24 protein-coding genes and 1 pseudogene are annotated in these 23782 nt (G+C 52.3%); 12 read left to right on the top strand and 13 right to left on the bottom strand.

Annotation, left to right across the window (positions count from 1 at the left end):
• Window positions 1-184 precede the first annotated feature (184 nt).
• From ACLD3P_RS09580 to ACLD3P_RS09560, 5 genes are read left to right on the top strand one after another with little or no spacing between them, the layout of a single operon-like run.
• On the top strand, window positions 185-610 hold the full coding sequence (locus tag ACLD3P_RS09580) for a PPC domain-containing DNA-binding protein (RefSeq protein ID WP_000218562.1): 426 nt from the start codon (window positions 185-187) through the stop codon (window positions 608-610).
• A 25-nt stretch (window positions 611-635) separates the two neighbouring features.
• Window positions 636-1214 (top strand): ECF transporter S component, encoded by a 579-nt coding sequence (locus ACLD3P_RS09575; protein WP_000124001.1) that lies wholly within the window; start codon window positions 636-638, stop codon window positions 1212-1214.
• Window positions 1215-1922 carry an energy-coupling factor transporter transmembrane component T gene (locus tag ACLD3P_RS09570; protein ID WP_001527987.1) on the top strand — a complete coding sequence of 236 codons (708 nt, stop codon included), beginning with the start codon at window positions 1215-1217 and terminating at the stop codon, window positions 1920-1922.
• Window positions 1910-2587: an ABC transporter ATP-binding protein gene (locus tag ACLD3P_RS09565; RefSeq protein WP_001517914.1), complete on the top strand. Its 678-nt coding sequence runs from the start codon at window positions 1910-1912 to the stop codon at window positions 2585-2587. The genes ACLD3P_RS09570 and ACLD3P_RS09565 overlap by 13 nt, the downstream gene beginning before the upstream one ends.
• Window positions 2581-3237, top strand: coding sequence for an ABC transporter ATP-binding protein (locus ACLD3P_RS09560; protein ID WP_131046532.1), 657 nt, complete (start codon window positions 2581-2583; stop codon window positions 3235-3237). Before ACLD3P_RS09565 ends, ACLD3P_RS09560 begins: the two co-directional genes overlap by 7 nt.
• Before the next feature lie 43 nt (window positions 3238-3280).
• On the opposite strand, the gene tkt is transcribed toward ACLD3P_RS09560, so the two are convergent.
• Complete coding sequence (gene tkt, locus ACLD3P_RS09555; protein ID WP_131046533.1) at window positions 3281-5272, bottom strand: transketolase; 1992 nt, start codon at window positions 5270-5272, stop codon at window positions 3281-3283.
• A 275-nt stretch (window positions 5273-5547) separates the two neighbouring features.
• Here tkt and ACLD3P_RS09550 point away from each other — a divergent pair, with 275 nt between their 5' ends.
• Entirely contained in the window at window positions 5548-6306 is a 759-nt protein-coding gene (locus ACLD3P_RS09550) for a M48 family metallopeptidase (RefSeq protein WP_411006283.1), read from the top strand.
• 100 nt (window positions 6307-6406) lie between these two features.
• Here the strand turns inward: ACLD3P_RS09550 and speB are convergent, their stop codons facing one another.
• The 6 genes from speB to ACLD3P_RS09520 form a co-directional block, all read right to left on the bottom strand.
• Window positions 6407-7327 carry an agmatinase gene (gene speB / locus ACLD3P_RS09545; RefSeq protein WP_000105550.1) on the bottom strand — a complete coding sequence of 307 codons (921 nt, stop codon included), beginning with the start codon at window positions 7325-7327 and terminating at the stop codon, window positions 6407-6409.
• A gap of 204 nt (window positions 7328-7531) precedes the next feature.
• On the bottom strand, window positions 7532-8488 hold the full coding sequence (locus tag ACLD3P_RS09540; protein ID WP_131046534.1) for an alpha/beta fold hydrolase: 957 nt from the start codon (window positions 8486-8488) through the stop codon (window positions 7532-7534).
• Between the two features lie 192 nt (window positions 8489-8680).
• On the bottom strand, window positions 8681-9175 hold the full coding sequence (locus ACLD3P_RS09535) for a YhcH/YjgK/YiaL family protein (protein ID WP_023199499.1): 495 nt from the start codon (window positions 9173-9175) through the stop codon (window positions 8681-8683).
• A gap of 38 nt (window positions 9176-9213) precedes the next feature.
• Window positions 9214-10221 (bottom strand): Ldh family oxidoreductase, encoded by a 1008-nt coding sequence (locus ACLD3P_RS09530; protein WP_000104231.1) that lies wholly within the window; start codon window positions 10219-10221, stop codon window positions 9214-9216.
• A gap of 13 nt (window positions 10222-10234) precedes the next feature.
• Window positions 10235-11251, bottom strand: coding sequence for a zinc-binding alcohol dehydrogenase family protein (locus ACLD3P_RS09525; RefSeq protein ID WP_000853913.1), 1017 nt, complete (start codon window positions 11249-11251; stop codon window positions 10235-10237).
• A 2-nt stretch (window positions 11252-11253) separates the two neighbouring features.
• Entirely contained in the window at window positions 11254-12726 is a 1473-nt protein-coding gene (locus ACLD3P_RS09520; protein WP_131046535.1) for a mannitol dehydrogenase family protein, read from the bottom strand.
• Between the two features lie 627 nt (window positions 12727-13353).
• Between ACLD3P_RS09520 and ACLD3P_RS09515 the strand changes: the two are divergent.
• Window positions 13354-13644: pseudogene (locus ACLD3P_RS09515) on the top strand (hypothetical protein).
• A gap of 295 nt (window positions 13645-13939) precedes the next feature.
• Here the strand turns inward: ACLD3P_RS09515 and ACLD3P_RS09510 are convergent.
• From ACLD3P_RS09510 to ACLD3P_RS09485, 6 genes are all read right to left on the bottom strand, one after another.
• Entirely contained in the window at window positions 13940-14740 is an 801-nt protein-coding gene (locus ACLD3P_RS09510) for a FadR/GntR family transcriptional regulator (RefSeq protein ID WP_001576357.1), read from the bottom strand.
• Between the two features lie 154 nt (window positions 14741-14894).
• A complete protein-coding gene (locus ACLD3P_RS09505; RefSeq protein WP_411006282.1) occupies window positions 14895-15626 on the bottom strand; it encodes a hypothetical protein in 732 nt (243 codons plus the stop codon).
• Between the two features lie 144 nt (window positions 15627-15770).
• The gene (gene speA, locus ACLD3P_RS09500; protein ID WP_001278580.1) at window positions 15771-17747 is read right to left on the bottom strand and encodes a biosynthetic arginine decarboxylase; all 1977 of its coding nucleotides are present in this window, start codon (window positions 17745-17747) and stop codon (window positions 15771-15773) included.
• Window positions 17748-17755: 8 nt separating this feature from the next.
• On the bottom strand, window positions 17756-17887 hold the full coding sequence (yqgB, locus tag ACLD3P_RS09495; RefSeq protein ID WP_000729109.1) for an acid stress response protein YqgB: 132 nt from the start codon (window positions 17885-17887) through the stop codon (window positions 17756-17758).
• An 85-nt stretch (window positions 17888-17972) separates the two neighbouring features.
• Window positions 17973-18122: a hypothetical protein gene (locus tag ACLD3P_RS09490; RefSeq protein ID WP_001751809.1), complete on the bottom strand. Its 150-nt coding sequence runs from the start codon at window positions 18120-18122 to the stop codon at window positions 17973-17975.
• A 59-nt stretch (window positions 18123-18181) separates the two neighbouring features.
• Window positions 18182-18481 (bottom strand): hypothetical protein, encoded by a 300-nt coding sequence (locus ACLD3P_RS09485; protein ID WP_001543499.1) that lies wholly within the window; start codon window positions 18479-18481, stop codon window positions 18182-18184.
• Window positions 18482-18536: 55 nt separating this feature from the next.
• On the opposite strand from ACLD3P_RS09485, the gene metK reads away from it, so the two are divergent.
• The 5 genes from metK (at window position 18537) to rsmE (ending at window position 23764) form a co-directional block, all read left to right on the top strand.
• Window positions 18537-19691: a methionine adenosyltransferase gene (gene metK, locus ACLD3P_RS09480; RefSeq protein WP_001062140.1), complete on the top strand. Its 1155-nt coding sequence runs from the start codon at window positions 18537-18539 to the stop codon at window positions 19689-19691.
• Between the two features lie 492 nt (window positions 19692-20183).
• Window positions 20184-21578: a galactose/proton symporter gene (gene galP / locus ACLD3P_RS09475; RefSeq protein WP_001113171.1), complete on the top strand. Its 1395-nt coding sequence runs from the start codon at window positions 20184-20186 to the stop codon at window positions 21576-21578.
• Between the two features lie 78 nt (window positions 21579-21656).
• On the top strand, window positions 21657-22154 hold the full coding sequence (locus ACLD3P_RS09470) for a SprT family zinc-dependent metalloprotease (RefSeq protein ID WP_001528097.1): 498 nt from the start codon (window positions 21657-21659) through the stop codon (window positions 22152-22154).
• A gap of 94 nt (window positions 22155-22248) precedes the next feature.
• Window positions 22249-22956: a deoxyribonuclease I gene (endA, locus tag ACLD3P_RS09465; protein WP_000286123.1), complete on the top strand. Its 708-nt coding sequence runs from the start codon at window positions 22249-22251 to the stop codon at window positions 22954-22956.
• A 76-nt stretch (window positions 22957-23032) separates the two neighbouring features.
• On the top strand, window positions 23033-23764 hold the full coding sequence (rsmE, locus tag ACLD3P_RS09460) for a 16S rRNA (uracil(1498)-N(3))-methyltransferase (protein WP_001222488.1): 732 nt from the start codon (window positions 23033-23035) through the stop codon (window positions 23762-23764).
• Window positions 23765-23782: the final 18 nt, after the last annotated feature.

Genomic DNA, 23782 nt, shown 5'->3' with positions numbered 1-23782 from the left:
AGTTATCTGACCTGCATCACATTTCATGGCCGCTTACGCTGCAATTTATTCCATATTTAAGAATCACCAGTACATCCGTCAGATCTTTTCATCGCCGCGTCACAAATACTGATTTATATCAGAAAGCGCTGCTGCCAGCGTCTATATTATCAGCGCCACGTCCGAGTCTCGGAGTCCTGTAACGATGACTGTATCTCACCACAATGCCTCTACAGCGCGCTTTTACGCGCTTCGTCTGCTTCCCGGCCAGGAAGTGTTTTCCCAATTACACGCCTTTGTGCAACAGAACCAATTACATGCCGCCTGGATTGCAGGGTGTACCGGCAGTCTGGCCGATGTTGCGCTGCGTTATGCCGGGCAAGAGGCGACCACATCGCTCACCGGCACGTTTGAAGTTATCTCGCTAAACGGCACGCTTGAATTGACCGGCGAGCATCTACATCTCGCGGTATCAGATCCCTACGGGGCCATGCTCGGCGGCCATATGATGCCAGGGTGTACCGTGCGTACCACGCTGGAGCTGGTTATCGGCGAGCTGCCAGCGCTGACGTTCAGCCGTCAACCGTGCGCCATTTCCGGTTATGACGAACTGCATATTTCTTCCCGTTAATTGACGACTCTTTAAGAGGTACTTTATGGCGCGTCGCCCGTTTTCCAGCCAGTCTCTGGTGCTGATTGTCATCGCTATTGCCATCAATATGATTGGCGGACAGCTTATTAGCATGTTGAAGCTGCCTATTTTTCTCGACTCGATCGGCACCTTAATTAGTGCGGTACTGTTAGGGCCGTTCATCGGCATGTTGACTGGGCTTCTGACCAACTTGCTGTGGGGGCTGCTTACCGATCCTATCGCTGCCGCGTTTGCCCCGGTAGCGATGGTTATCGGTCTGGTCGCCGGGTGGCTGGCGCGCGCAGGCTGGTTTCGTACCCTGCCCAAGGTGATCGTCAGCGGGGTCGTCATTACGTTAGCGGTGACGCTGGTCGCCGTACCGCTTCGTACCGCGCTTTTTGGCGGCGTTACCGGCAGCGGCGCTGATTTGTTCGTCGCCTGGATGCATTCAATGGGCCAAAACCTGGTAGAGTCAGTCGCGATTACCGTCATAGGCGCTAATCTGGTCGATAAAATTCTGACGGCGATCATCGTTTGGGTGCTGCTGCGTCAGCTACCGTTACGTACGACACGGCATTTTCCTGCGATGTCAGCCGTACGCTAAATGCATCCGTTTACCTCGTTAACCTTATGGGCGCTGGCGGCCTGCACCACGCTGCTACTCCCTGCGCAGACCGTGCTCCCGGTTTATAGCGCGGCGGCCTTCCTCTGTCTGCTGGCGCTGAAATCAACGCGGCGGCGGGCGAAGTATGTCGCCTGGCTGATGCTGTCTTTAGGGTTTGGGCTATGGCTGGTACATGGCGGTTGGCTAACGGAATGGATAAGCGGGCAGCCTCGCGATCCGCAGCGCTGGATATATGCCGTTACGCTATGGCTACGCCTGCTGGCGATCGTGTCGACGTCGCAGCTATGGATGCAGTATGTGCCGGTTCAGCGGTTTATTCGCGCCCTGTTCGCTTCACGTCTGCCCCCCGGCATCGCTTACCTGTTCGCTGGCCCGCTGCTGGTCGTCGAACAGCTCAAACGACAACTGACGATCGTTTATGAAGCCCAGCGCGCGCGTGGCGTACCGCTGGATGAAGGCTGGTATCAGCGGCTACGGGCTATGCCTGCGCTGATCGTGCCGCTTACGCAAAATGCGCTTAACGATCTGACAATACGCGGCGCGGCGTTGGATATGCGGGGGTTTCGGCTGCATCGAGCCCGAACCACGCTGTGGGCGCCGAAAGATAGCATGTTACAACGGGTTGCGCGGTATGGCATGGTACTGCTAATACTGGCGGAAGCGGGAGTATGGATATGGTTACGTTAGAGCAGTTTCGTTATCTTCCGTCCGATGCGACACGCCCGCCGGCATGTTTTGATTTCCACTATTCAACACCCGGAATAGTGGCAATAGTCGGCGATAACGGCAGCGGAAAAAGTACGCTGGCGCAACTGATGGCTGGCTGGTATCCGGATTATCTTCCCGGCGATATTGACGGCACAGGCTTACTGCTTGGCGTCCCTATCGGGCGGCTCCCGCTGGTAGAACAGTCGCCCACCATCCAGTTGGTGCAGCAATCGCCATATTTACAGCTTTCCGGCTGTACCTTTAGCGTAGAGGAAGAGGTGGCGTTTGGCCCGGAGAATCTCGGCCTCCATGAAGCGGAAATTCTACGGCGCATTGACGAGGCGCTAACCCTGACAAACTGCCAGTCGTTACGCCATCGCCATCCCGGCACGCTCTCCGGCGGCGAAACGCAGCGGGTAGTGATTGCCAGCGCGCTTGCCATGCAGCCCAGGCTATTAGTTCTTGATGAAGCCTTCAGTCGACTGACCTCAGCGGCCACCGGGACACTGCTGGAACGGCTACAACAGTGGGCGCTGGAACGTCATTCTCTCATTGTGCTTTTTGAGCGTAACCATTTTCCTTTTCTGACGCGATGCCAGCGGGTATGGCAATTGCGCGACGGAGCGCTAACCCCATTATGTTGACGTTAAATCAGGTCGCTTATCGCTGGCCGGATGCCGCAGCCGACTGTCTGCACGCTATCTCGCTTGAACTTCGTGACGGCGAATGGCTGGCGTTGACCGGCGATAACGGCGCGGGAAAATCAACGCTGTTACGGATTATGGCCGGCCTGCTTTCCCCCGCTTCCGGCTCGGTAACGCTTAATGGAGAGCCGATTGCGCAGCTTAAAAATCGTCAACGCGCCGCCGCTATCGGCGTACTCTTTCAGGAAGCGGAAAACCAGATTTTCCACAGCAATGTCGCGCAAGAGGTCGCTTTTGGGCTGAAACTACAACGCTTATCGGCGGAGGAAATTTCACGGCGCACGCAGGCCGCGCTGCGGTTATGTCAGCTAACGGACGTCGCCGAGGCGCACCCGCTCGATCTGCACGCCGCGCAGCGCCGGATGGTGGCGGTCGCCAGTCTGGAGGCGATGGCGCCGCCTGTGTTATTGCTGGATGAACCCAGCCGGGATTTTGACGCCCACTGGCTAACCGTATTTGAACACTGGCTGGCGACATGCCGGGCACGGGGAACCAGCGTCGTGGCGATTAGCCATGACACTGCGTTTACCCGGCGTCATTTTTCACGGGTGGTACGGCTGGAAAACGGCAGGTTGTCAAAGGGGGAATAAAAAACGGGTCGCCGAAGCGACCCGTTTCATGCCGTATTAAGGATTACAGCAGCGCTTTCGCTTTGGCGATCACGTTGTCCACCGTGAAGCCAAACTCTTCAAACAGCAGCTCTGCCGGGGCGGATTCACCGAAGGTGGTCATCCCGACAATAGCGCCGTTCAGGCCGACGTATTTGAACCAGTAGTCAGCGATACCCGCTTCAATCGCCACACGCGCAGAGACCGCCTTCGGCAGCACGGATTCACGGTAAGCCGCATCCTGTTTGTCGAACGCGTCGGTGGACGGCATGGAAACCACGCGCGCCTTCACGCCTTCGGCAGTCAGTTTTTCGTAAGCGGCAACCGCCAGCTCAACTTCTGAACCGGTCGCAATGAAGATAATCTGCGGCTGGCCCGCACAATCTTTCAGTACGTAACCACCGCGGGCGATATTCGCCAGTTGCTCTTCAGTACGTTCCTGCTGCACCAGGTTCTGACGGGAGAGGATCAGCGCGGTTGGGCCATCCTGACGCTCTACGCCATATTTCCACGCCACTGCGGATTCCACCTGGTCACACGGACGCCATGTGGACATGTTCGGCGTTACGCGCAGGCTTGCCACCTGCTCGACCGGCTGGTGCGTCGGGCCATCTTCGCCCAGACCGATGGAATCGTGGGTGTACACCATCACCTGACGTTGTTTCATCAGCGCTGCCATACGCACTGCGTTACGGGCATATTCGACGAACATCAGGAAGGTGGAGGTGTACGGCAGGAAACCGCCGTGCAGGGCGATACCGTTGGCGATAGCGGTCATACCGAATTCACGCACACCGTAGTGAATGTAGTTACCCGCTGCGTCTTCGTTGATAGCCTTAGAACCGGACCACAGGGTCAGGTTAGACGGTGCCAGGTCTGCAGAGCCGCCGAGGAATTCCGGCAACAGCGGACCGAAGGCTTCGATGGCATTCTGGGACGCTTTGCGGCTGGCGATTTTCGCCGGGTTAGCCTGCAGTTTAGCGATGAATTCATTCGCTTTCGCATCGAAGTCAGCCGGCATGTCGCCTTTCATACGACGGGTGAATTCAGCAGCTTCCTGCGGGAAGGCTTTCTCATAAGCCGCGAATTTCTCGTTCCATGCGGATTCTTTCGCCTGGCCGGCTTCTTTCGCATCCCACTGGGCGTAGATTTCAGACGGGATTTCGAACGGCGCGTATTTCCAGCCCAACTGTTCGCGGGTCAGCGCGATTTCCGCGTCGCCCAGCGGCGCGCCGTGGGAATCGTGGGTACCCTGTTTGTTCGGCGAACCGAAACCGATGATGGTTTTGCACATCAGCAGGGACGGTTTGTCAGTCACGGCGCGAGCTTCTTCCGTGGCGCGTTTAATGGCGTCGGCATCATGACCGTCAATGCCACGGATAACATGCCAACCGTAGGCTTCAAAACGTTTCGCGGTGTCATCGGTGAACCAGCCTTCAACGTGACCATCGATAGAGATACCGTTGTCATCATAGAACGCGATCAGTTTGCCCAGTTTCAGAGTACCAGCCAGAGAGCACACTTCGTGAGAAATGCCTTCCATCATGCAGCCGTCGCCCATAAAGACATAGGTGAAGTGGTCAACGATGTCGTGGCCAGGACGGTTAAACTGCGCCGCCAGAGTTTTCTCGGCAATCGCCATCCCGACGGCGTTGGCAATACCCTGACCCAGCGGGCCAGTAGTGGTTTCAACACCAGCGGTGTAGCCCACTTCCGGGTGACCAGGGGTTTTTGAATGTAGCTGACGGAAATTCTGCAGTTCGGACATCGGCAGGTCATAGCCGGTGAGGTGCAGCAGGCTGTAAATCAGCATTGAGCCGTGGCCATTGGACAGCACAAAGCGGTCGCGGTCGGCCCAGGACGGGTTGGCCGGGTTGTGGTTCAGGAAATCACGCCACAGGACTTCGGCAATGTCAGCCATACCCATCGGGGCACCCGGGTGACCGGATTTGGCTTTCTGTACTGCGTCCATGCTCAGCGCACGAATAGCATTGGCAAGCTCTTTACGTGAGGACATTTTGACTCCAGATCGGATGTTGAAAGGCCATGCCCGTAACGACTTGACGACAGCGCGTTTTGGGCTACGCCGGAAAATTTGCCAACAATTTACCCCAAGCCGCGCGTCATGTACATGGAACATCCTTTTACCGCTTCAGAAATCTCCGGATCGTGCTCGCATGTTGCGCAATTAGCTAACTTGCCTGCCACGCTTTTCTTTATACTTAACCCAGGCGCTAATTCATCTGCAACGGGCGCATTTCAAAATAATATTAATTCGTATGGAAGAGAAAAATGAAAATTCGCGCTTTACTGCTTGCTTTGGGCATGGCGACGGTGCTGACCGGTTGCCAGAATATGGACTCTAATGGACTGCTTTCTTCGGGCGCTGAAGCTTTTCAGGCCTATACGTTAAGCGATGCGCAGGTAAAAGCGCTGAGCGATCAATCCTGTCAAGAGCTCGACAGCAAAGCGAAAATCGCGTCGGCGAGCAGCGAATACGCTAAACGACTGACAAAAATTGCCGCCGCGCTGGGGGATAACATTAACGGCCAGCCGGTGAACTATAAGGTTTACGAGACGAAAGACGTCAACGCGTTTGCCATGGCGAACGGTTGTATCCGCGTCTACAGCGGACTGATGGATATGATGACCGACAACGAAGTTGAAGCCGTGATCGGCCATGAAATGGGCCATGTCGCGCTGGGTCATGTAAAGAAAGGGATGCAGGTCGCGCTGGGCACTAACGCCGTGCGCGTCGCGGCGGCATCGGCAGGAGGCGTTGTCGGCAGCCTGTCGCAATCACAGCTTGGCGATCTTGGCGAAAAACTGGTGAACTCGCAGTTCTCTCAGCGTCAGGAGTCCGAAGCGGATGATTATTCTTACGATCTGTTGCGCAAACGCGGTATCAGTCCGGCAGGACTCGCTACCAGCTTTGAGAAACTGGCAAAACTGGAAGCGGGTCGTCAAAGCTCAATGTTCGACGATCACCCGGCGTCCGCCGCACGCGCACAGCATGTGCGCGATCGTATGAGCGCGGACGGGATCAAATAATCCCCGAACAGTGCCGGATGGCGGCGTGAACGCCTTATCCGGCCTACACAGGCCCGGTAAGCGTAGGCCGGATAAGCGCAGTGCCATCCGGCAAAACAACTTACTCGCCCTTCTTCGCCGCCTGGATATAGAGCATTTCTAATGCCAGCGTCGCGGCCGCCAGAGCGGTGATCTCTGACTGATCGTAAGCCGGCGCGACTTCCACTACATCCATACCGACAATGTTCAGATCTTTCAGACCGCGTACCAGCTTAATGGCGCGATCGGAGGTCAAACCACCGATCACCGGCGTACCGGTGCCAGGCGCAAACGCCGGGTCCAGACAGTCGATATCAAAGGTCAGATAGACCGGCATATCGCCGACGATCTGTTTCACCTGAGCGAGAATATCATCCACGCCGCGATCGTTGACCTGGCAGGCATCCAGCACGGTAAAGCCATTGTCTTTGTCAAACTCAGTGCGAATACCGATCTGTACCGAATGATGCGGATCGATCAGGCCTTCTTTCGGCGCGGTGTAGAACATCGTGCCGTGATCGAATTCGCAGCCGTTAGCGTAGGTATCGGTATGCGCGTCAAAATGTACCAGCGCCATTTTGCCAAAATGTTTCGCGTGGGCGCGCAGCAGCGGCAGCGTGACGAAGTGGTCGCCGCCGAAAGAGAGCATACGCTTGCCTGCAGACAGCAGTTTTTCAGCGTGCGCCTGTAATTTTTCGCTCATTTCACGGGCATCGCCAAACGCATACACTAAATCGCCGCAGTCTACGACGTTCAGGCGCTCGCGCATGTCAAAATTCCACGGGAAACGGTGATGTTCCCAGGCGAGGTTGGTCGACACCTGACGGATCGCCGCCGGGCCATGACGACCGCCAGCGCGACCGGACGTTGCCATATCAAACGGTACGCCAGTGATCACCCAGTCGGCATCGCTGTCATACGGCTGGAAGTTCATTGGCAGACGTAAAAAACCAAACGCATTAGAAACCAGTGAGTTATCGTACTGATGACCTAAGGTGCTCATGGCAAAAACCTCTTCTTAGTCAATATAAAAAAACCCTCCCGCGTCGTTAGGCCCGACGAGGAAGGGTTTGAATTTGTTTACGGCTCAAAGTTTACTCTGACAGACCGCATTATTGAAGTCAGTTTAGCCAGGTACAGTAGACAACGCCCGAAAAAAATATATATCCAGCGCAAATCAGTAGACTCATACGTCCATCGCGGTCAGTTAAGAGGCCTTAGGGATTTGCCGCTGTAAAAACTCAAGCACTAATGCGTAAAACAGCGGTGTTTTTCCTGGCGTCTGGAAAATGGCGTGACCGCTACCGGGAATGAGGGTCATCTCCGCCTGAGGCAGCAGCCGGTACAGCTCGGTAACTTCTTCAACGGTGAAAAATTCATCCCGGTCGCCGTCCAGTAATAGCACAGGAATGTGGATTTTTTTCACCTCTTCTTCCGTCAGCGATGTGGGCGTTGTCCACATTGGCCAGACACCTTTGAGGAACGTGCGCCAGTAGTCTTTTTGCTCTGGATGATGCATGTTCTGATAAAATTTAACCATCCTGGGCGCATCCGAAGCCATTTTATCCAGATCGCGATCCGTCAATTGCCCCTGAGGCATTCCTTTACCATAAAAAATTTCCATCCCCTGCATGTAATGAACCGTAGCAAAGCGATGCGTTGCGCCGCCGACGATAGCAGCGCGCGCTAGATCCGGGTATCGGCTGGTTAACTTCAGAACGACCATGCCGCCATCGCTGTAACCCATCACCAGCGGTTTTTCCAGCTTCAGCGCTTTAACAAAAGCCGCCATATCTTCCGCCATCAGATCATAGCTAAACGTTCCTTGCGGGTTATTGGTTAATCCATGTCCACGACTGTCCGGCATGATGACACGAAAATATCGAGATGCCTCTTTCGCTAATCCCTGCCAGCTTTTCGCCGTCAGACCACCACCGTGAATCAACAGCAGCGGAGGCCCCTCGCCCTCTTCAACGTAATGAATTTTGATACCATTCGCTTCCACAAATTTATCTTTGTCCATCGTTGTTGCTGAAGCATTTATTAAAAATATAATATTGATAATAAAAATAAATGCGAATTTAAAAATATGATTCATAACACCTCGCCAATCACTTTCCGTGTAAAAGACCATATTATTCAGATTGAACAAAAATAACATCAAAATCGATTTGTATCATTTTCACTTATTTACCGGGGAGACCCCGCATCCTCTTTTTACAGAACGTAAAAAGCCTTTCCGCGATTAGCCTCAACGCGAAAAGGCTCTGAAGTCCGAAAAGTGCCACCTTATTCATTCTGGCTGTAATTCAGGATGACTTGAAGGTCTCTTCCTGAATTGCATTTAGCGCTTTCTTTATTCCTTCGCCTGACAAGACGAGCTTGACTCGCTAAATGCCGTGGCCGGAATTTTCACAATCGCTTTTTTAACCGGCGCAGGTTTACCACGCGTACAAAGCGGACGGTGGACCTGGTTGGGATAAAAAAGCGCGAAATCGCCAGGATTTAATGTAACGAACTGCTCATTAGCGACACATTCAGGAAAGATGATGTCATCAGGAAGATGCTCAAGCTCCTTTATCCTGGTATCAATTTTGTTGGAATAGCCAATCTCCTCATAACCGCTTAGTAAAATCTGAACATCGATATATTTTTTATGAAGTTCAGCTTTGCGGTTTAACGAAGAGTGTGTTTCTCCTTCGCTTATCATAAGAAATGACTCCGGGAAAGAAAGTTCATATCTACCAGCAGGCTGATCTTCAGCTATCTTCACCGCTTCGATGATAAGTTTTTTAATAATGTGGTTAACGTAAGGTAATAAAGTAAGCTGCTCTATATTTCCATATAGCATACTATAGTTATCCTAAATAATGGTCGTGATTATAATTATCAGCCAATCAGGTACTGGTAAATACCTTCAGCCACAGGAATACCTTCTTTTAAACATTTTTCTTTATAGGCGATTTGCGGATCGTTTGGCGCCAGCACTTTATCAACACCGGGCATCGGTTTTACAGCCCTTAGCTCATTGACCATTGTGCTCATTATTGAGGAAAACAGCGGATTGCCCAACATCTGCGGATCAATAACGATAACCAGACTCGCTAACTTGCGCATCTTGTCATAGTCGCCATACATCCGAACAATATGGTTGCTAAAGTTTGCCCCCATCAGGACGCCCGTGAGCGCATCAATCGCCAGGGCAATACCAGAACCTTTGTGTCCGCCAAAGGGCAGCAGATTTTCAATTTTATGCGGATCGGTAGTGATATGTCCCTCTTTATCCAGCGCCAGACCATGACCTATTGGTTTCCCGGTTTCTTTGGCGTGCAGAATTTTACCAAACGCAATGGCGCTGGTCGCCATATCGACGATCATCGGATGGCTGTCTTTAACGGGGAAGCCGAAGGCGATTGGGTTAGTCCCCAGAAAGCGCTCCGCGCCGCCATACGGCGCAACGCAGGTATCCGTTTGCGTCATGGCGATAGCCACCATTCCCTGGCTTGTCGCCTGCTCAATAAACCACGAGAGCGCGCCGCAGTGGGACGTATTTTTGACGCTGACGAAGCCCAGCCCCGTCTCTCTTGCCAGACTAATAGCGTGGTCTGTCGCCTTTATCAGCGCGCAGTGTCCCATTCCATCATCAGAGTCCAGAATAGCGACAGAAGGCGAAATCTGTTCAATGCTGAATGTTGCTTTTGGATTGAGCCCGCCTGCGTTCAGGCGGGTACAATAGTGCTCTACGCGAATAACGCCGTGGGAGTGAACGCCGGTAATATCGGCATGAACCAAAACGTCGGCTACCTGCTGCGCCGTTTGCGCGTCAAGGCCCGCCTGGGTGAGTTTATTAAACGCCAGCGCTTTCAATTCATTTTCTTTGACTAATATTGTTGACATAACTATCCCGCTATTAAAATTTGATAACGCCTTTAACCAATTTTTTGTTTTCTACCACGTTCTTCTGGTACTGGTTGCCGAACGTATAGAAATCGAATTCCTGGTTTTTCATCATTGTTTCGCTAATAGCGCCCTGAGCCATTAGCTCAATGACACATTCGAAGTCTTCCCGCGTCGCGTTACGGCTGCTCAATAGCGTGGTCTCTTTTTTATGGAAGGTCGGATCGTCAATGACGAGCTCGCCGATATACAGCCCGATGAAGACGATTTTTCCGCCGTGACGAATCAGATCGACAGCGCGGCTCATGGAGGATTTATTGCCGGTGGCATCAAGCACAGTGCCGGCTAATTCACCGGAGAAACAGGCTTTCAGCGCATCAATATAGTCGTCTGACGACGGATCGAGCGTTGCAACGCCTACCTTTTCGGCTACCAGACGACGGCGTTCGGCGTCAATATCAGCTACCGCGACGCGAGCGCCTTTGGCTTTTGCTATCGCGGCGGCGGCCAGCCCAATCGGCCCGGCGCCGACCACCACAATGTTTTGCTGCGGCTTCACGTCAGCGCGGCGTACTGCGTGGGCGCTGATGGCGAAACACTCAACCAGCGCGCCCGCGCTGTCGGTGAGGTTATCCGACAGTTCAACCAGATTTTGTTCACGAACGGCCAGATATTCGCTAAAGCCGCCGTCCTGGTGAACGCCATACAGCGAGACGTTCTCACAGCAGTTGGTTTTTCCTTCCCGGCAGGCTGCGCAAGCGCCGCAAGGAATACAGGGAATAACGCTATAGCGTTGGCCGACCTTCGCCGTGCTGCACGATTTACCCAACATTTCCGCCACGCCGCAAATTTCATGACCCAGCACGCGCGGATAGGCAAAAAAGGGCTGGCGACCGGCAAACGCATGGATATCGGTGCCGCAAATACCAACCGCTTTAATTTTTAACAGTACTTCATCGTCTTTTAAATGAGGAATATCTCTTTCAATGTATTCGATATTTCCCGGATTATTACAGATAAGCGTTTTCATACTTAACCCTTTGAAGATAAAAGGTGAATGGTGGCCATGACGCCATGTAATTCAATATGGTTAAAGGCCTGCTGAATGTCGTTTAAAAAATCTGCGTTGTCGCCGGCCAGCATTCCAAAGATGCTATTTATCTGCAGCAAAGACAGCGCTTGTTCCCATCGCGTGTTTTTATTTTTAATAGCCGCATTGAAGGTATCATTGAGCGGGTCGGCCACGCTCTGCCCCTGAGAGAGTGTATTAATGACGTAATGGAGCCAGCCCGCAATCAGCGTCGCTAACGCCCTGCCCTTAACACCGCGCGCCTGGAGCGTCAGATAAGGATCGACGGCCCGCTGAGGCAGCTTCTGAGAACCGTCCATCGCAATCTGTCCGGTCTTATGTTTAATATTCGGGTTGCTGAATCGATCAATGAGCAACTGCGCATATTGATGTACATCTACCGCCAAATTCGGGCGCAGCGATTTTGCCTGCTCTTCCGTCATTAAATGATGTACGGCGGTTTTAAAAGCGTCGTCTTCCATGCACTGATAGATAAACTCATATCCAGCCAGGCTGCCGTTATAGGCGAGAAACGAATGGCTGCCATTCAGCATACGAAGTTTCATTTCTTCATAGGGAAGCACGTCCGAGACGAACATCGCCCCTGCTTTATCCCAGTCAGGACGACCGGCAACGAAATTATCTTCGATAACCCACTGACGGAAATCCTCGCATACGATGCCGCAGGGATCGGCAAAACCGATCTGGTCTTTAATCATGTCAAATTGCTCTGGCGTCATTGCCGGCACGATGCGATCGACCATGGTGCCAGGAAAGGTGACATGCTTCGCTATCCAGGCCGCCAGTTGCGGATCGAGATTATCGGCAAACGTAACGATCGCCGTTTTGGTCAAATGACCGTTTTCCGGAATGTTATCGCACGACAGTACACTAAACGGGGGAAGCCCTTGCTGGCGGCGTATCCGTAGCGCTTCGACGATCAGTCCGAGTGCTGAGCGGGGATGTTCAGGATCGGCAAGATCGTGTTTGATGAGCGGATGGCTGAGATCGAGCGTTCTGGACCGCGGATCGGTGCAGTAACCTTTTTCCGTTATCGTCAACGAAACAATTTTTACCTGCGGCTCAGTTAGCTTCTCGATCGCCGCCTGAATACCTGACTTCGGCGTATGCAACGCGCCGGTGACGGTACGAACCAGGCGACTGTTGATGGCGCTGGCTGACGTTTCCACCACTGAAAACAGCCCCTCTTGCGCATTTAGCGCATCCACCAGCTCCGCATCGCCGAACAGATTTAGTTCAAAAATCCCCCAGCGGTTGCCGGTTATCTCATTCGTGAGATCGTTATAAACCGCCTGGTGACCACGGTGAAAGGCGCCAAATCCAATATGTACGATGTTGACTTCCATTCCCTGACGTGAATAAGTCGTTTTGAATTGGTGCCTTGCTGCGTCTAACTGGCGAGCTATAGTGTCCATGAATTTTTCCCACTCCTGTTTTGTTTACCAATTCTGCTTAAACAGCATACCAAAATCCGTGAATATGATCACACTCACGGCACCGGATTCTTCATCTCGGTATGCTGACTAATAGCCAATGAATAAAAATAATTTATTTATCAATTAGTTATAAAATTAGTTTCTCAGGATAAATTTTACGATTCACAAAAGCGTGATTTGATTAGAAAAATCGGCCACGAATTGGCATACCACCCATACAACCTGAAACCATTAAAAAACATGAAAAACAATACCTTATTGAATAACACGCCCGCTGCGAGCGTATATGTCACGCATGATTGGTTCAATAATTACCCGAAATACAGCAAACCAAATCTGATAATTTGTCTAGTGAATTAATGAACTCAATTTATTATCAGCATCAACGTTAACCTAAGAACATCAGTTACGGTTTTGATCATCCGGGTCGCTGCTAAAGCGATGAGGAGTAAGCCGCCTTTAGACGTAATTGGCAAATTAATCCATTGATTGAACACAGGAAAAAATTGATGAAGACGCAGATTAGGTACGTTGAAACAAAGCTTTCAAAGCCCCTCTGGCCGAGGTCTTAGTTGACGCGAAACATGGCATAATAGCCATTTCGAACTGGTAACCACGACGATTACGCTGGAAGACGGTTCAACTGGCACCGGATATTCCTATACCGGCGGAAAGGGAGGGTATGCAATTAAAGCGATGATCGATCACGATCTTGCCCCGGTACTGTCAGGGAAAGAGGGCGCTGCGATTGACGATATCTATGACTTTATGGAATAGCATATTCACTATGTGGGTCGCGGAGGTATCGCATCGTTTGCGATGTCTGCGGTGGATATCGCCCTTTGGGATTTGAAAGGCAAACGTGAAAAACTGCCGCTGTGGAAAATGGCTGGCTGAAGGCGGCGCGTCTGTCGACGAATGGCGGTCTTTCGGTATGCTCGCTCGGTATGCAGGAATTACACGTCAGACTGGCTGACTGAAGGTTCACAGCTTCCCGATCGATCAATATACCAAACATCCGCTGGTGGTCGACAATTATCGCGCCGTGGCACCGGACACCTACGGCATTGGCGTAGAGTTTGACTGGGATAAGCTGAGCATTTACGAAGCCTGATTCCCTCTCTCCGGGCTTGTTTTTGGCGGCAGGCCCGGTTAATCGCTGACAAAAATGTCATCCGCCTGAAAATAGCCGTCAGGTGGCGAAGAAAAAATCATCAAAATCTTCCAGCGAATCATCCTGTTGGAAGATTTTTACCAGCTCATTTTTACTGTTTTCAAGATGGGTCCACGAAGCCTGTCTGGCCTGCTCAGCATCGCGTTTTTGCAATGCAAGGAAGATACTACGGTGATCTTCCACCCATTTCATTCTTAACTCTTTCTTATGTAAATACTTATAGTTTAACTGCTTCCAGCGCGGATTTTCGGTCCTGACAGCCCGCCACAGCTCGGCAGATTGTTTCATTAATACACGATTTTGCGTGGATTCCGCGATGATATTGTGGAACTGGCGATCCAGTTCTTCAAATTTGTCGCTGTCGCCGCCAATCTGCTTTTCCTGCTGCTCAATAATACGTTTAAGCTGCTTAAGTTCATTAAATCTGATTTGCGTAGCGGCAAAACCGGTGATGTTACTTTCGATGACCTGCCGGGCCTGTAGCAATTCAAAGGGGCCAATGTCTGAGTAAGGCAAGAGCGCTTTTTGATTGATTTTTTCCAGACTATCAATAAAGTAAGTGCCTGCGCCTTGCTTAACCTCTACCACTCCCTTCAGCTCAAGCATAATAATCGCCTCACGAATCGTCGTGCGGCTGGTTTGAAAACGCTCGCTGAGTTCTCTCTCCGCCGGAAGTCGCTCGCCAGCTTTAAATACCCCTGAATAGAGTAGTTCTTCTATTTGCAGCCCTATATCAAAATAGCGCCGCTTGGTTAAAATTTGTTCCATGCACATACCTATGTAGACAGCAATTGCTCCACTTGAGGGTAGTGTAAACAAATCCTAATGTTTATGGTAAACAATTTCCCTGCCAGAGAGTGGTCGTTTCTTTCCCGCAACCTACGGCTATGCGCGTCACACAGTCCTTCCCCACCAGACTCGGCAGGAAAGGCGCTGATTCGCCTAGCGCGTATTTGACGCCCTGACGCCAGGTTTATTTGCGGCAGGGCGGCGGCGCATACCCGTTGTTGTCCGCCGGGAAAGCCTGCGAGGAACAAGGCGGTAGCGTATTTGTTGCTTTACCCTGCAATGCAAAGGCGGCAAAGCCGATGACGCCGATGTTGCGTACATCGCCCTGCGCGGAGTGGGCCGCATAAGCGTCAGCTACGTCGGCGAACTGGAATGCCGCCTCAGTGTGTTTATCTTTGCGAAACCCTTTAATCGCCAGTGAATCGCCGGCGTTAACAATATAGCCATGATGATTCAGCGAGCCTGCTTTTCCGTTCAACACGTCCAGGCCATCAACCGTTGCGACGATTTCGTAATTGGTATCATGACTGTAATTACGAATATATAACTGATAGTTCATCCCTGATCTTGCAGGAATACTATATTGCCATTGTCCCATTGATGCGTTGTAGCGACGCGTAATTGGGATCGAATTAAAATTAGCGTCGCGCACAGCATATTCAAGATCGCTGATACGTATACTATAAACTTTATCGTAACCTGACGGATGTTGAGTGGAGTAATTTATTATCACCATTTCGGCAGGTTCTCGATCGGCACGCTCTACCGAAACGCTTTGTACCGATGAATGCACGTCGCCGCCCCAGGCGGTGCCGACGTCGGATGAAGAGCCATTATTAGATTGCATTCCGCTGGAACAGCCGCCTAACAGCAAAAACAAGCCAACAATGACGGCATTAAATTTAAATTTGCTCATACTCACACCCCTTTTTAATTATTAGGGGGATTGTAGGCGCATAAAATTACATAGAGAAGCGACGCCGCTGATAATTAAGAATTTATAAAATATAAAAGGGTCGATTTAAATAATTAAATCGACCCACAAGCGGAATACTCTTAATTACTCATCTTCAAGATAAGTATAACCGTACAGTCCCGCTTCAAATTCCTCAAGGAACTGCTGCTGCAACGCATCGTCCAGATCCGTCTGTTTTACCTGGTCGCGGAAATGCGTTAACAGCGTTTTCGGATCCAGTTGCACATATTGCAGCATATCCGCAACGGTATCGCCTTCGTCCGACAGCTCAACCTCGACGCTACCATCCGGGAAGACAAACACGTCAACCGCTTCAGTATCGCCAAACAGGTTGTGCATGTTACCGAGGATCTCCTGATAGGCGCCGACCATAAAGAAGCCGAGCATCGGCGGATTCTCTGGATCGTATTCCGGCATCGGCATCGTCGTGGCGATACCGTCGCCATCGATATAGTGGTCGATAGCGCCATCGGAATCACAGGTAATATCCAGCAGCACGGCACGACGTTCCGGTACCTGATCTAACCCTTCCAGCGGCAGCACCGGAAAGAGCTGATCGATTCCCCACGCGTCCGGCATTGACTGGAACAGCGAGAAGTTGACGTACATTTTGTCCGCCATCCGCTCTTGCAGTTCGTCGATAATCGGACGATGCGCACGGTTTTGCGGGTCCAGTTGCTTCTGCACTTCATGGCACATGCTGAGATAAAGTTGCTCCGCCCAGGCGCGCTCCTGCAAACTAAACGCGCCGGAAGAGTAGCCGATATGAATATCGTGCAGATCCATTTGGCTATCATGCAGCCATTCACGCAGCGAGCGGCGGGTGCCTGGCTTATGCATCTCCTGCCAGGTTTCCCATAGATTTTGCAGCGCGCGCGGCGCATCTTCAGCAGGGGCAGTCGGATCCGTGTATTCGTTACGCTCCACGCCGATAATGTTAGAGACCAGTACCGTATGGTGCGCAGTGACGGCGCGGCCAGACTCGGTAATCACCGTCGGATGCGGTAAACCATGCTCTTCGCAGGCATCGCCAATCGCCCAGATGATGTTATTGGCATATTCGTTCAGGCCATAGTTCACCGAACAGTCGGACTGCGAGCGGGTACCTTCATAATCCACGCCCAGACCGCCGCCCACGTCGAAGCACTGGATATTAACGCCCAGCTTATGCAGCTCAACATAGAAACGTGCGGACTCGCGCACGCCGGTCGCGATATCGCGAATGTTCGCCATCTGCGATCCCAGGTGGAAGTGCAACAGTTGCAGACTGTCCAGACGCCCGGCGTCACGCAGGGTCTCCACTAGTTGCAGCACCTGGGTCGCCGCCAGGCCGAATTTTGATTTTTCGCCGCCGGAGGATTGCCACTTACCGGACCCCTGAGAGGCCAGACGCGCACGTACGCCCAAGCGAGGAACCACGTTCAGGCGCTCGGCCTCTTCCAGCACAATCGCGATTTCAGACATCTTTTCGATGACCAGATAAACCTTATGGCCCATCTTCTCGCCAATCAGCGCCAGCCGAATGTATTCACGGTCTTTATAACCATTACAGACGATCACGCTACGGGTCATGCCGGCATGTGCCAGCACCGCCATCAATTCCGCTTTCGACCCCGCTTCCAGCCCCAACGGTTCACCGGAATGGATAAGGGACTCGATCACGCGGCGATGCTGATTGACCTTAATCGGGTAAACGAGGAAGTAGTCGCCGTTATAACCGTAAGATTCACGCGCACGCTTAAACGCCGCGTTAATTGAACGCAAACGGTGTTGCAGGATCTGTGGGAAGCAGAACAGCGCCGGCAGACGCTGACCTTGCGCTTCGCGCGCTTTCACCAGTTTGGCAAGATCGACACGCGCTTCCGGTACGTCGGGATCGGGGCATACGCTAATATGGCCCAGCTCGTTGACGTCGTAGTAGTTATTGCCCCACCAGGCAATATTGTAAGTGCGCAGCATCTTGCTGGCTTCCTGGGAGCTCATTGCAACCTCCTGCATGGAGCGTAGTACACCCTGTTCGCCTGCTGACGAAGGCGAACCCATAGACATGTCGTCAGACATAGCGAACCTCAATTTTTATTAGCAAGTGTAAAACAGTTGACTACTATCGCAATCCGAAGACGCGATAACAACCCATAGACAAGCGGATTTTCCAGCAGATAGCGCTGATGCTCCGCCTGCGCGACCGGTTTCTTTTTCATATCATTGTAAACACGTAACCGAACTCACAGATAACGGTTCGGCGAAACCACGAGAAAACTCTTGCGTTAACAAGAGCGCCCTTGTTCAGTCTTCAGCGCCATTGCCGGCTCTGGAATCCTGAGAAGCGCCGAGATGGGTATAACATCGGCAGGTATGCAAAGCAGAGATGCAGATTGCGGGGGACATGCGCGCACCAGAACGATGCGACAGATTCAGCAGAATACAACGGTTCATTATCTCGTATCACCTCCACGGCCGCCTCGTAAGACGAACCCACAAGCCAAAGCAACGTTTTAACCCGGCTGGAAGTGGCGACACGAAGAAAACGTCGTGTGCTTTTGTATGAGCCGCGCGTCGCGTTTTATACCCAGAACGCAGAAAAAAAGCAAAGCATAAATGCGCATAATGTCAGCATTATCAGAAACGTTTACCGCCTGATTTTGACCGACATTGCGACGACCTTCAAAAAAAGCTGGAAATTGGGCGAAGAAGTGACCTAAAATAGCCGTCCAGATGTTAATCCATCCATACTGATTAACACTCAGACTGCCAGTGTCAGTAACCTTCAGACTCATGGTAGAATCTTCTGTCATGACTATTCCGCACAACAGTTTGAGCTAACTAAATTCTCCTTAGGTGAAATTAAATATGGCAAAACACCTTTTTACGTCTGAGTCCGTATCAGAAGGGCATCCTGACAAAATCGCAGACCAAATCTCTGATGCCGTGTTGGACGCTATCCTGCAACAGGATCCGAAAGCACGCGTCGCCTGTGAAACCTACGTTAAAACCGGCATGGTTTTAGTTGGCGGTGAGATCACCACCAGCGCCTGGGTCGATATCGAAGAGATTACCCGTAATACGGTGCGCGAAATTGGCTATGTGCATTCCGACATGGGTTTTGACGCCAACTCTTGCGCAGTACTGAGCGCAATTGGCAAACAGTCTCCGGATATCAACCAGGGTGTTGACCGCGCAGACCCGCTGGAACAAGGCGCGGGCGACCAGGGCCTGATGTTTGGCTACGCGACAAATGAGACCGACGTACTGATGCCTGCGCCAATCACCTACGCGCACCGTCTGGTACAGCGTCAGGCTGAAGTGCGTAAAAATGGCACCCTGCCATGGTTGCGTCCGGATGCAAAAAGCCAGGTCACTTTCCAGTATGACGACGGCAAAATCGTCGGTATCGACGCCGTGGTTCTCTCTACGCAGCACGCAGAAGATATCGACCAAAAATCGCTGCAAGAAGCGGTGATGGAAGAGATCATCAAACCCATTCTGCCGTCTGAATGGTTAAATACGTCCACTAAGTTTTTTATCAACCCAACCGGGCGTTTTGTTATCGGCGGCCCGATGGGCGATTGTGGTCTGACCGGTCGTAAGATCATCGTTGATACCTACGGCGGTATGGCGCGTCACGGCGGCGGCGCCTTCTCCGGTAAAGATCCGTCTAAAGTTGACCGTTCTGCAGCTTACGCTGCGCGTTATGTCGCGAAAAATATCGTGGCGGCAGGTCTGGCGGATCGCTGTGAAATCCAGGTCTCCTACGCTATCGGCGTAGCGGAGCCGACGTCCATCATGGTGGAAACGTTCGGTACTGAAAAAGTGCCTGCTGAACAGTTGATTCTGCTGGTGCGCGAATTCTTCGACCTGCGCCCGTACGGCTTGATTCAGATGCTGGATCTGCTGCACCCGATCTACAAAGAAACTGCGGCTTACGGCCACTTCGGTCGCGAAAACTTCCCATGGGAAAAAACCGACAAAGCGCAACTGCTGCGCGATGCTGCCGGTCTGAAATAATCGCCCGCGCCTGACGCTGTTTTTCAGTCAGGGAAACCATACCGTACTTATCAAGGCCAGCGCTCTGCTGGCCTTTATCATTGCTGATACACGCAACGTTATCAGATGTTCCAGCGTGAATTTATACTGACCTTTTTGTGATGCGCAGCACAATCCACTCTCCCCTTTCGTTTCTTCGACTACACTTTTTATCATTCAGTTTCAGTCATCATGAAAGCGGTTACATTCATTTTCATTAAGAACTGACCGCATCACTATCGGTATGCTAATTCTGCGATGAAAATATTACATAATTTTTCAACTTTGTCTGAATACCAGGCGATTGATATGGTTATAAGATTATTAAAACTATTATTTTTCAGATAATTAAATAATCACCGAGATAAATAGTAGTGTAAACGATTACACCATTGTGATTAGCCTCACATCTTTTTACGGCGTACTCACCTACTCTTAACATCGATAAAATTGCTAACCCAACCGGAGGGCATAATGCCTGACAATAAAAAACAAGGGCGTTCCAACAAGGCCATGACATTTTTTGTCTGCTTTCTTGCAGCCCTGGCAGGATTACTTTTTGGCCTGGATATCGGCGTTATCGCCGGTGCTTTACCCTTCATTACCGACGAGTTTCAGATTACCGCACACACTCAGGAATGGGTGGTCAGCTCCATGATGTTTGGCGCGGCCGTCGGCGCTGTCGGCAGCGGCTGGCTCTCCTTTAAGCTGGGTCGTAAAAAAAGCCTGATGATCGGCGCTATCCTGTTCGTCGCCGGTTCGCTGTTCTCCGCTGCGGCGCCTAACGTTGAAGTCCTGATTATTTCTCGCGTGCTGCTGGGTCTGGCCGTCGGCGTCGCTTCCTACACTGCACCGTTGTACCTGTCCGAGATCGCGCCGGAAAAAATTCGCGGCAGTATGATCTCAATGTACCAACTCATGATCACCATCGGGATTCTGGGCGCTTATCTGTCAGATACCGCGTTCAGCTACAGCGGCGCATGGCGCTGGATGCTCGGCGTGATCATCATCCCGGCCATTCTGCTGCTGATCGGCGTCTTCTTCCTGCCGGACAGCCCGCGCTGGTTTGCGGCAAAACGCCGCTTCCATGATGCTGAACGCGTCCTGTTGCGCCTGCGTGACACCAGTGCGGAAGCAAAACGTGAGCTCGATGAAATTCGCGAAAGTTTGCAGGTTAAACAGAGCGGTTGGGCGCTGTTCAAAGAGAACAGCAACTTCCGCCGCGCCGTGTTTCTTGGCATTTTGTTGCAGGTCATGCAGCAATTTACCGGGATGAACGTCATCATGTATTACGCACCGAAAATCTTCGAACTGGCGGGGTACACGAATACCACGGAGCAGATGTGGGGCACCGTTATTGTTGGTCTGACTAACGTGCTGGCAACCTTCATCGCTATCGGCCTGGTTGACCGCTGGGGCCGCAAGCCGACCCTGACGCTGGGCTTCCTGGTCATGGCGATTGGTATGGGGATTCTGGGTACGATGATGCACATCGGCATCCATTCGCCGTCTGCGCAATACTTCGCTATCGCTATGCTGCTGATGTTCATCATTGGATTTGCGATGAGCGCTGGTCCGCTGATTTGGGTACTGTGCTCCGAAATCCAGCCGCTGAAAGGCCGCGATTTCGGCATCACCTGCTCCACCGCGACCAACTGGATCGCCAATATGATCGTCGGCGCAACGTTCCTGACCATGCTGAACAATCTGGGTAACGCCAACACCTTCTGGGTCTACGCTGGCCTGAACGTGCTGTTTATCCTGCTGACCCTGTGGCTGGTGCCGGAAACCAAACACGTTTCGCTGGAACACATTGAACGTAACCTGATGAAAGGTCGTAAACTGCGCGAAATCGGCGCCCACGACTAATCCCTCCACGCTTCCTCCTGCCACAGGAGGAAGCGTTTTTCTTGCAGTCCCTCTTCCGTCGCACTATTCTCTGCCGCTATGAAAACCCCTCGTCTCCCTATCGCTATCCAGCAGGCCGTGATGCGCCGCCTGCGGGAAAATCTCGCCCAGGCGAACCTCAAGCTCGATAGACATTATCCGGAGCCGAAACTGGTGTATACGCAACGCGGCACCTCGGCGGGCACCGCCTGGCTGGAGACCTACGAAATCCGCCTCAACCCGGTGTTACTGCTGGAAAACATCGACACCTTTATTGCAGAGGTCGTGCCGCATGAACTGGCGCATCTGTTGGTGTGGAAGCACTTCGGACGCAAGGCTCCGCATGGCAAGGAATGGAAGTGGATGATGGAAAGCGTGCTGGGCGTTCCGGCCAGACGTACTCATCAATTTGCGCTGCAATCCGTACGGCGCAATACCTTTCCCTACCATTGCCAATGCCAGCAACATCAACTCACCGTCCGCCGCCATAATCGGGTAGTACGCGGCGAAGCGGTTTATCGTTGCGTTCACTGCGGCGAACCACTGGTCGCCGGGTAGTTCCCGAAACGTCCGGGAACTTTCCTGAGCGGACTGATTGCATACAGACACAACTTTCGTTACGTTGCGGGCTCGTTTTGCTATGGAGTGTGCAATGTACCGTAATTTTTCTTTTGCCGCTGCGTTGCTGGCCGCAGCGTTTTCAGGCCAGGCCCTGGCCGACGGCATTAACAATTTTTCTCAGGCCAAAGCGGCGAGCGTCAAAGTCAATGCCGACGCGCCCGGCAGCTTTTACTGCGGGTGCCAAATCCGCTGGCAGGGTAAAAAAGGCGTCGTAGACCTGGAGTCCTGCGGCTATAAGGTGCGTAAAAACGAGAATCGCGCCAGACGCATTGAGTGGGAGCACGTTGTCCCCGCCTGGCAATTCGGTCATCAGCGCCAGTGCTGGCAGGACGGCGGGCGAAAAAACTGCGCTAAAGATCCGGTCTACCGCAAAATGGAAAGCGATATGCATAACCTGCAGCCCGCGATTGGCGAAGTGAATGGCGATCGCGGCAACTTTATGTATAGCCAGTGGAACGGCGGCGAAGGTCAGTACGGGCAATGCGCCATGAAAGTGGATTTTAAAGCGAAAATCGCCGAGCCGCCCGCCCGCGCCCGTGGCGCAATCGCCCGCACTTATTTTTATATGCGCGACCAATACCAACTGAAACTTTCCCGCCAACAAACGCAGCTTTTTAACGTCTGGGATAAGCAGTACCCCGTTACCGCCTGGGAGTGCGAGCGCGATGCGCGTATCGCGAAGGTCCAGGGTAATCATAATCCCTATGTGCAACGCGCTTGCCAGGCGCGAAAGAGCTAACCTACACTAGCGGGATTCTTGTTAACCCATGCCCTGGATAGCCAAACGCCGGGGCCATGACGCGGATTTTTTTATTATGCGTATTCCCCGCATTTATCACCCTGAATTGTTGACGTCCGGTACGCAGATTTCGTTATGCGAAGATGCGGCCAACCATATTGGTCGTGTACTGCGCATGGGACCGGGACAAGCGTTACAGCTGTTTGACGGCAGTAATCAGGTATTCGATGCTGAAATCATTAGCGCCAGTAAGAAAAGCGTTGAAGTGCAAGTGATGAAAGGCGAAATTGACGATCGTGAATCGCCGCTGCATATCCATCTGGGCCAGGTGATGTCGCGCGGTGAAAAAATGGAATTTACTATCCAGAAATCGATCGAACTGGGTGTAAGCCTCATTACGCCACTGTTCTCTGAGCGCTGCGGCGTTAAACTGGATAATGAACGTCTGAACAAAAAGCGCCAGCAGTGGCAAAAGATCGCCATCGCCGCCTGCGAACAATGCGGGCGTAACCGGGTGCCGGAAATTCGCCCGCCGATGGCGCTGGAGGCCTGGTGCGCCGAGCAAGATTCCGGGCTGAAGCTCAATCTTCATCCGCGCGCCCATGCCAGCATCAACACTCTGCCGCTGCCGGTTGAACGCGTCCGACTGCTGATCGGCCCGGAAGGCGGGCTGTCGGCGGACGAAATCGCGATGACCGCGCGCTATCAGTTTACTGATATTCTGTTAGGACCTCGCGTTCTGCGTACTGAGACAACCGCGCTCACCGCCATTACTGCGCTACAGGTGCGTTTTGGCGACTTAGGATGAAGCGTTAACGGAGAAAAT

This window comes from Salmonella sp. 741265073_HBA, from assembly GCF_046569105.1.
In the GTDB taxonomy this organism is placed as follows: domain Bacteria; phylum Pseudomonadota; class Gammaproteobacteria; order Enterobacterales; family Enterobacteriaceae; genus Salmonella; species Salmonella enterica.
This window is presented reverse-complemented; position numbering and strand designations above follow the sequence as displayed.

Bases quoted from the DNA above. Each gene is read 5' to 3' on its own strand.
- ACLD3P_RS09580 (WP_000218562.1), top strand. From the start codon at position 185: ATGACTGTATCTCACCACAATGCCTCTACAGCGCGCTTTTACGCGCTT.
- ACLD3P_RS09575 (WP_000124001.1), top strand. From the start codon at position 636: ATGGCGCGTCGCCCGTTTTCCAGCCAGTCTCTGGTGCTGATTGTCATC.
- ACLD3P_RS09570 (WP_001527987.1), top strand. From the start codon at position 1,215: ATGCATCCGTTTACCTCGTTAACCTTATGGGCGCTGGCGGCCTGCACC.
- ACLD3P_RS09565 (WP_001517914.1), top strand. From the start codon at position 1,910: ATGGTTACGTTAGAGCAGTTTCGTTATCTTCCGTCCGATGCGACACGC.
- ACLD3P_RS09560 (WP_131046532.1), top strand. From the start codon at position 2,581: ATGTTGACGTTAAATCAGGTCGCTTATCGCTGGCCGGATGCCGCAGCC.
- tkt (WP_131046533.1), bottom strand. From the start codon at position 5,272: ATGTCCTCACGTAAAGAGCTTGCCAATGCTATTCGTGCGCTGAGCATG.
- ACLD3P_RS09550 (WP_411006283.1), top strand. From the start codon at position 5,548: ATGAAAATTCGCGCTTTACTGCTTGCTTTGGGCATGGCGACGGTGCTG.
- speB (WP_000105550.1), bottom strand. From the start codon at position 7,327: ATGAGCACCTTAGGTCATCAGTACGATAACTCACTGGTTTCTAATGCG.
- ACLD3P_RS09535 (WP_023199499.1), bottom strand. From the start codon at position 9,175: ATGCTATATGGAAATATAGAGCAGCTTACTTTATTACCTTACGTTAAC.
- ACLD3P_RS09530 (WP_000104231.1), bottom strand. From the start codon at position 10,221: ATGTCAACAATATTAGTCAAAGAAAATGAATTGAAAGCGCTGGCGTTT.
- ACLD3P_RS09525 (WP_000853913.1), bottom strand. From the start codon at position 11,251: ATGAAAACGCTTATCTGTAATAATCCGGGAAATATCGAATACATTGAA.
- ACLD3P_RS09520 (WP_131046535.1), bottom strand. From the start codon at position 12,726: ATGGACACTATAGCTCGCCAGTTAGACGCAGCAAGGCACCAATTCAAA.
- ACLD3P_RS09505 (WP_411006282.1), bottom strand. From the start codon at position 15,626: ATGAGCAAATTTAAATTTAATGCCGTCATTGTTGGCTTGTTTTTGCTG.
- speA (WP_001278580.1), bottom strand. From the start codon at position 17,747: ATGTCTGACGACATGTCTATGGGTTCGCCTTCGTCAGCAGGCGAACAG.
- yqgB (WP_000729109.1), bottom strand. From the start codon at position 17,887: ATGAAAAAGAAACCGGTCGCGCAGGCGGAGCATCAGCGCTATCTGCTG.
- ACLD3P_RS09490 (WP_001751809.1), bottom strand. From the start codon at position 18,122: ATGAACCGTTGTATTCTGCTGAATCTGTCGCATCGTTCTGGTGCGCGC.
- ACLD3P_RS09485 (WP_001543499.1), bottom strand. From the start codon at position 18,481: ATGACAGAAGATTCTACCATGAGTCTGAAGGTTACTGACACTGGCAGT.
- metK (WP_001062140.1), top strand. From the start codon at position 18,537: ATGGCAAAACACCTTTTTACGTCTGAGTCCGTATCAGAAGGGCATCCT.
- galP (WP_001113171.1), top strand. From the start codon at position 20,184: ATGCCTGACAATAAAAAACAAGGGCGTTCCAACAAGGCCATGACATTT.
- ACLD3P_RS09470 (WP_001528097.1), top strand. From the start codon at position 21,657: ATGAAAACCCCTCGTCTCCCTATCGCTATCCAGCAGGCCGTGATGCGC.
- endA (WP_000286123.1), top strand. From the start codon at position 22,249: ATGTACCGTAATTTTTCTTTTGCCGCTGCGTTGCTGGCCGCAGCGTTT.
- rsmE (WP_001222488.1), top strand. From the start codon at position 23,033: ATGCGTATTCCCCGCATTTATCACCCTGAATTGTTGACGTCCGGTACG.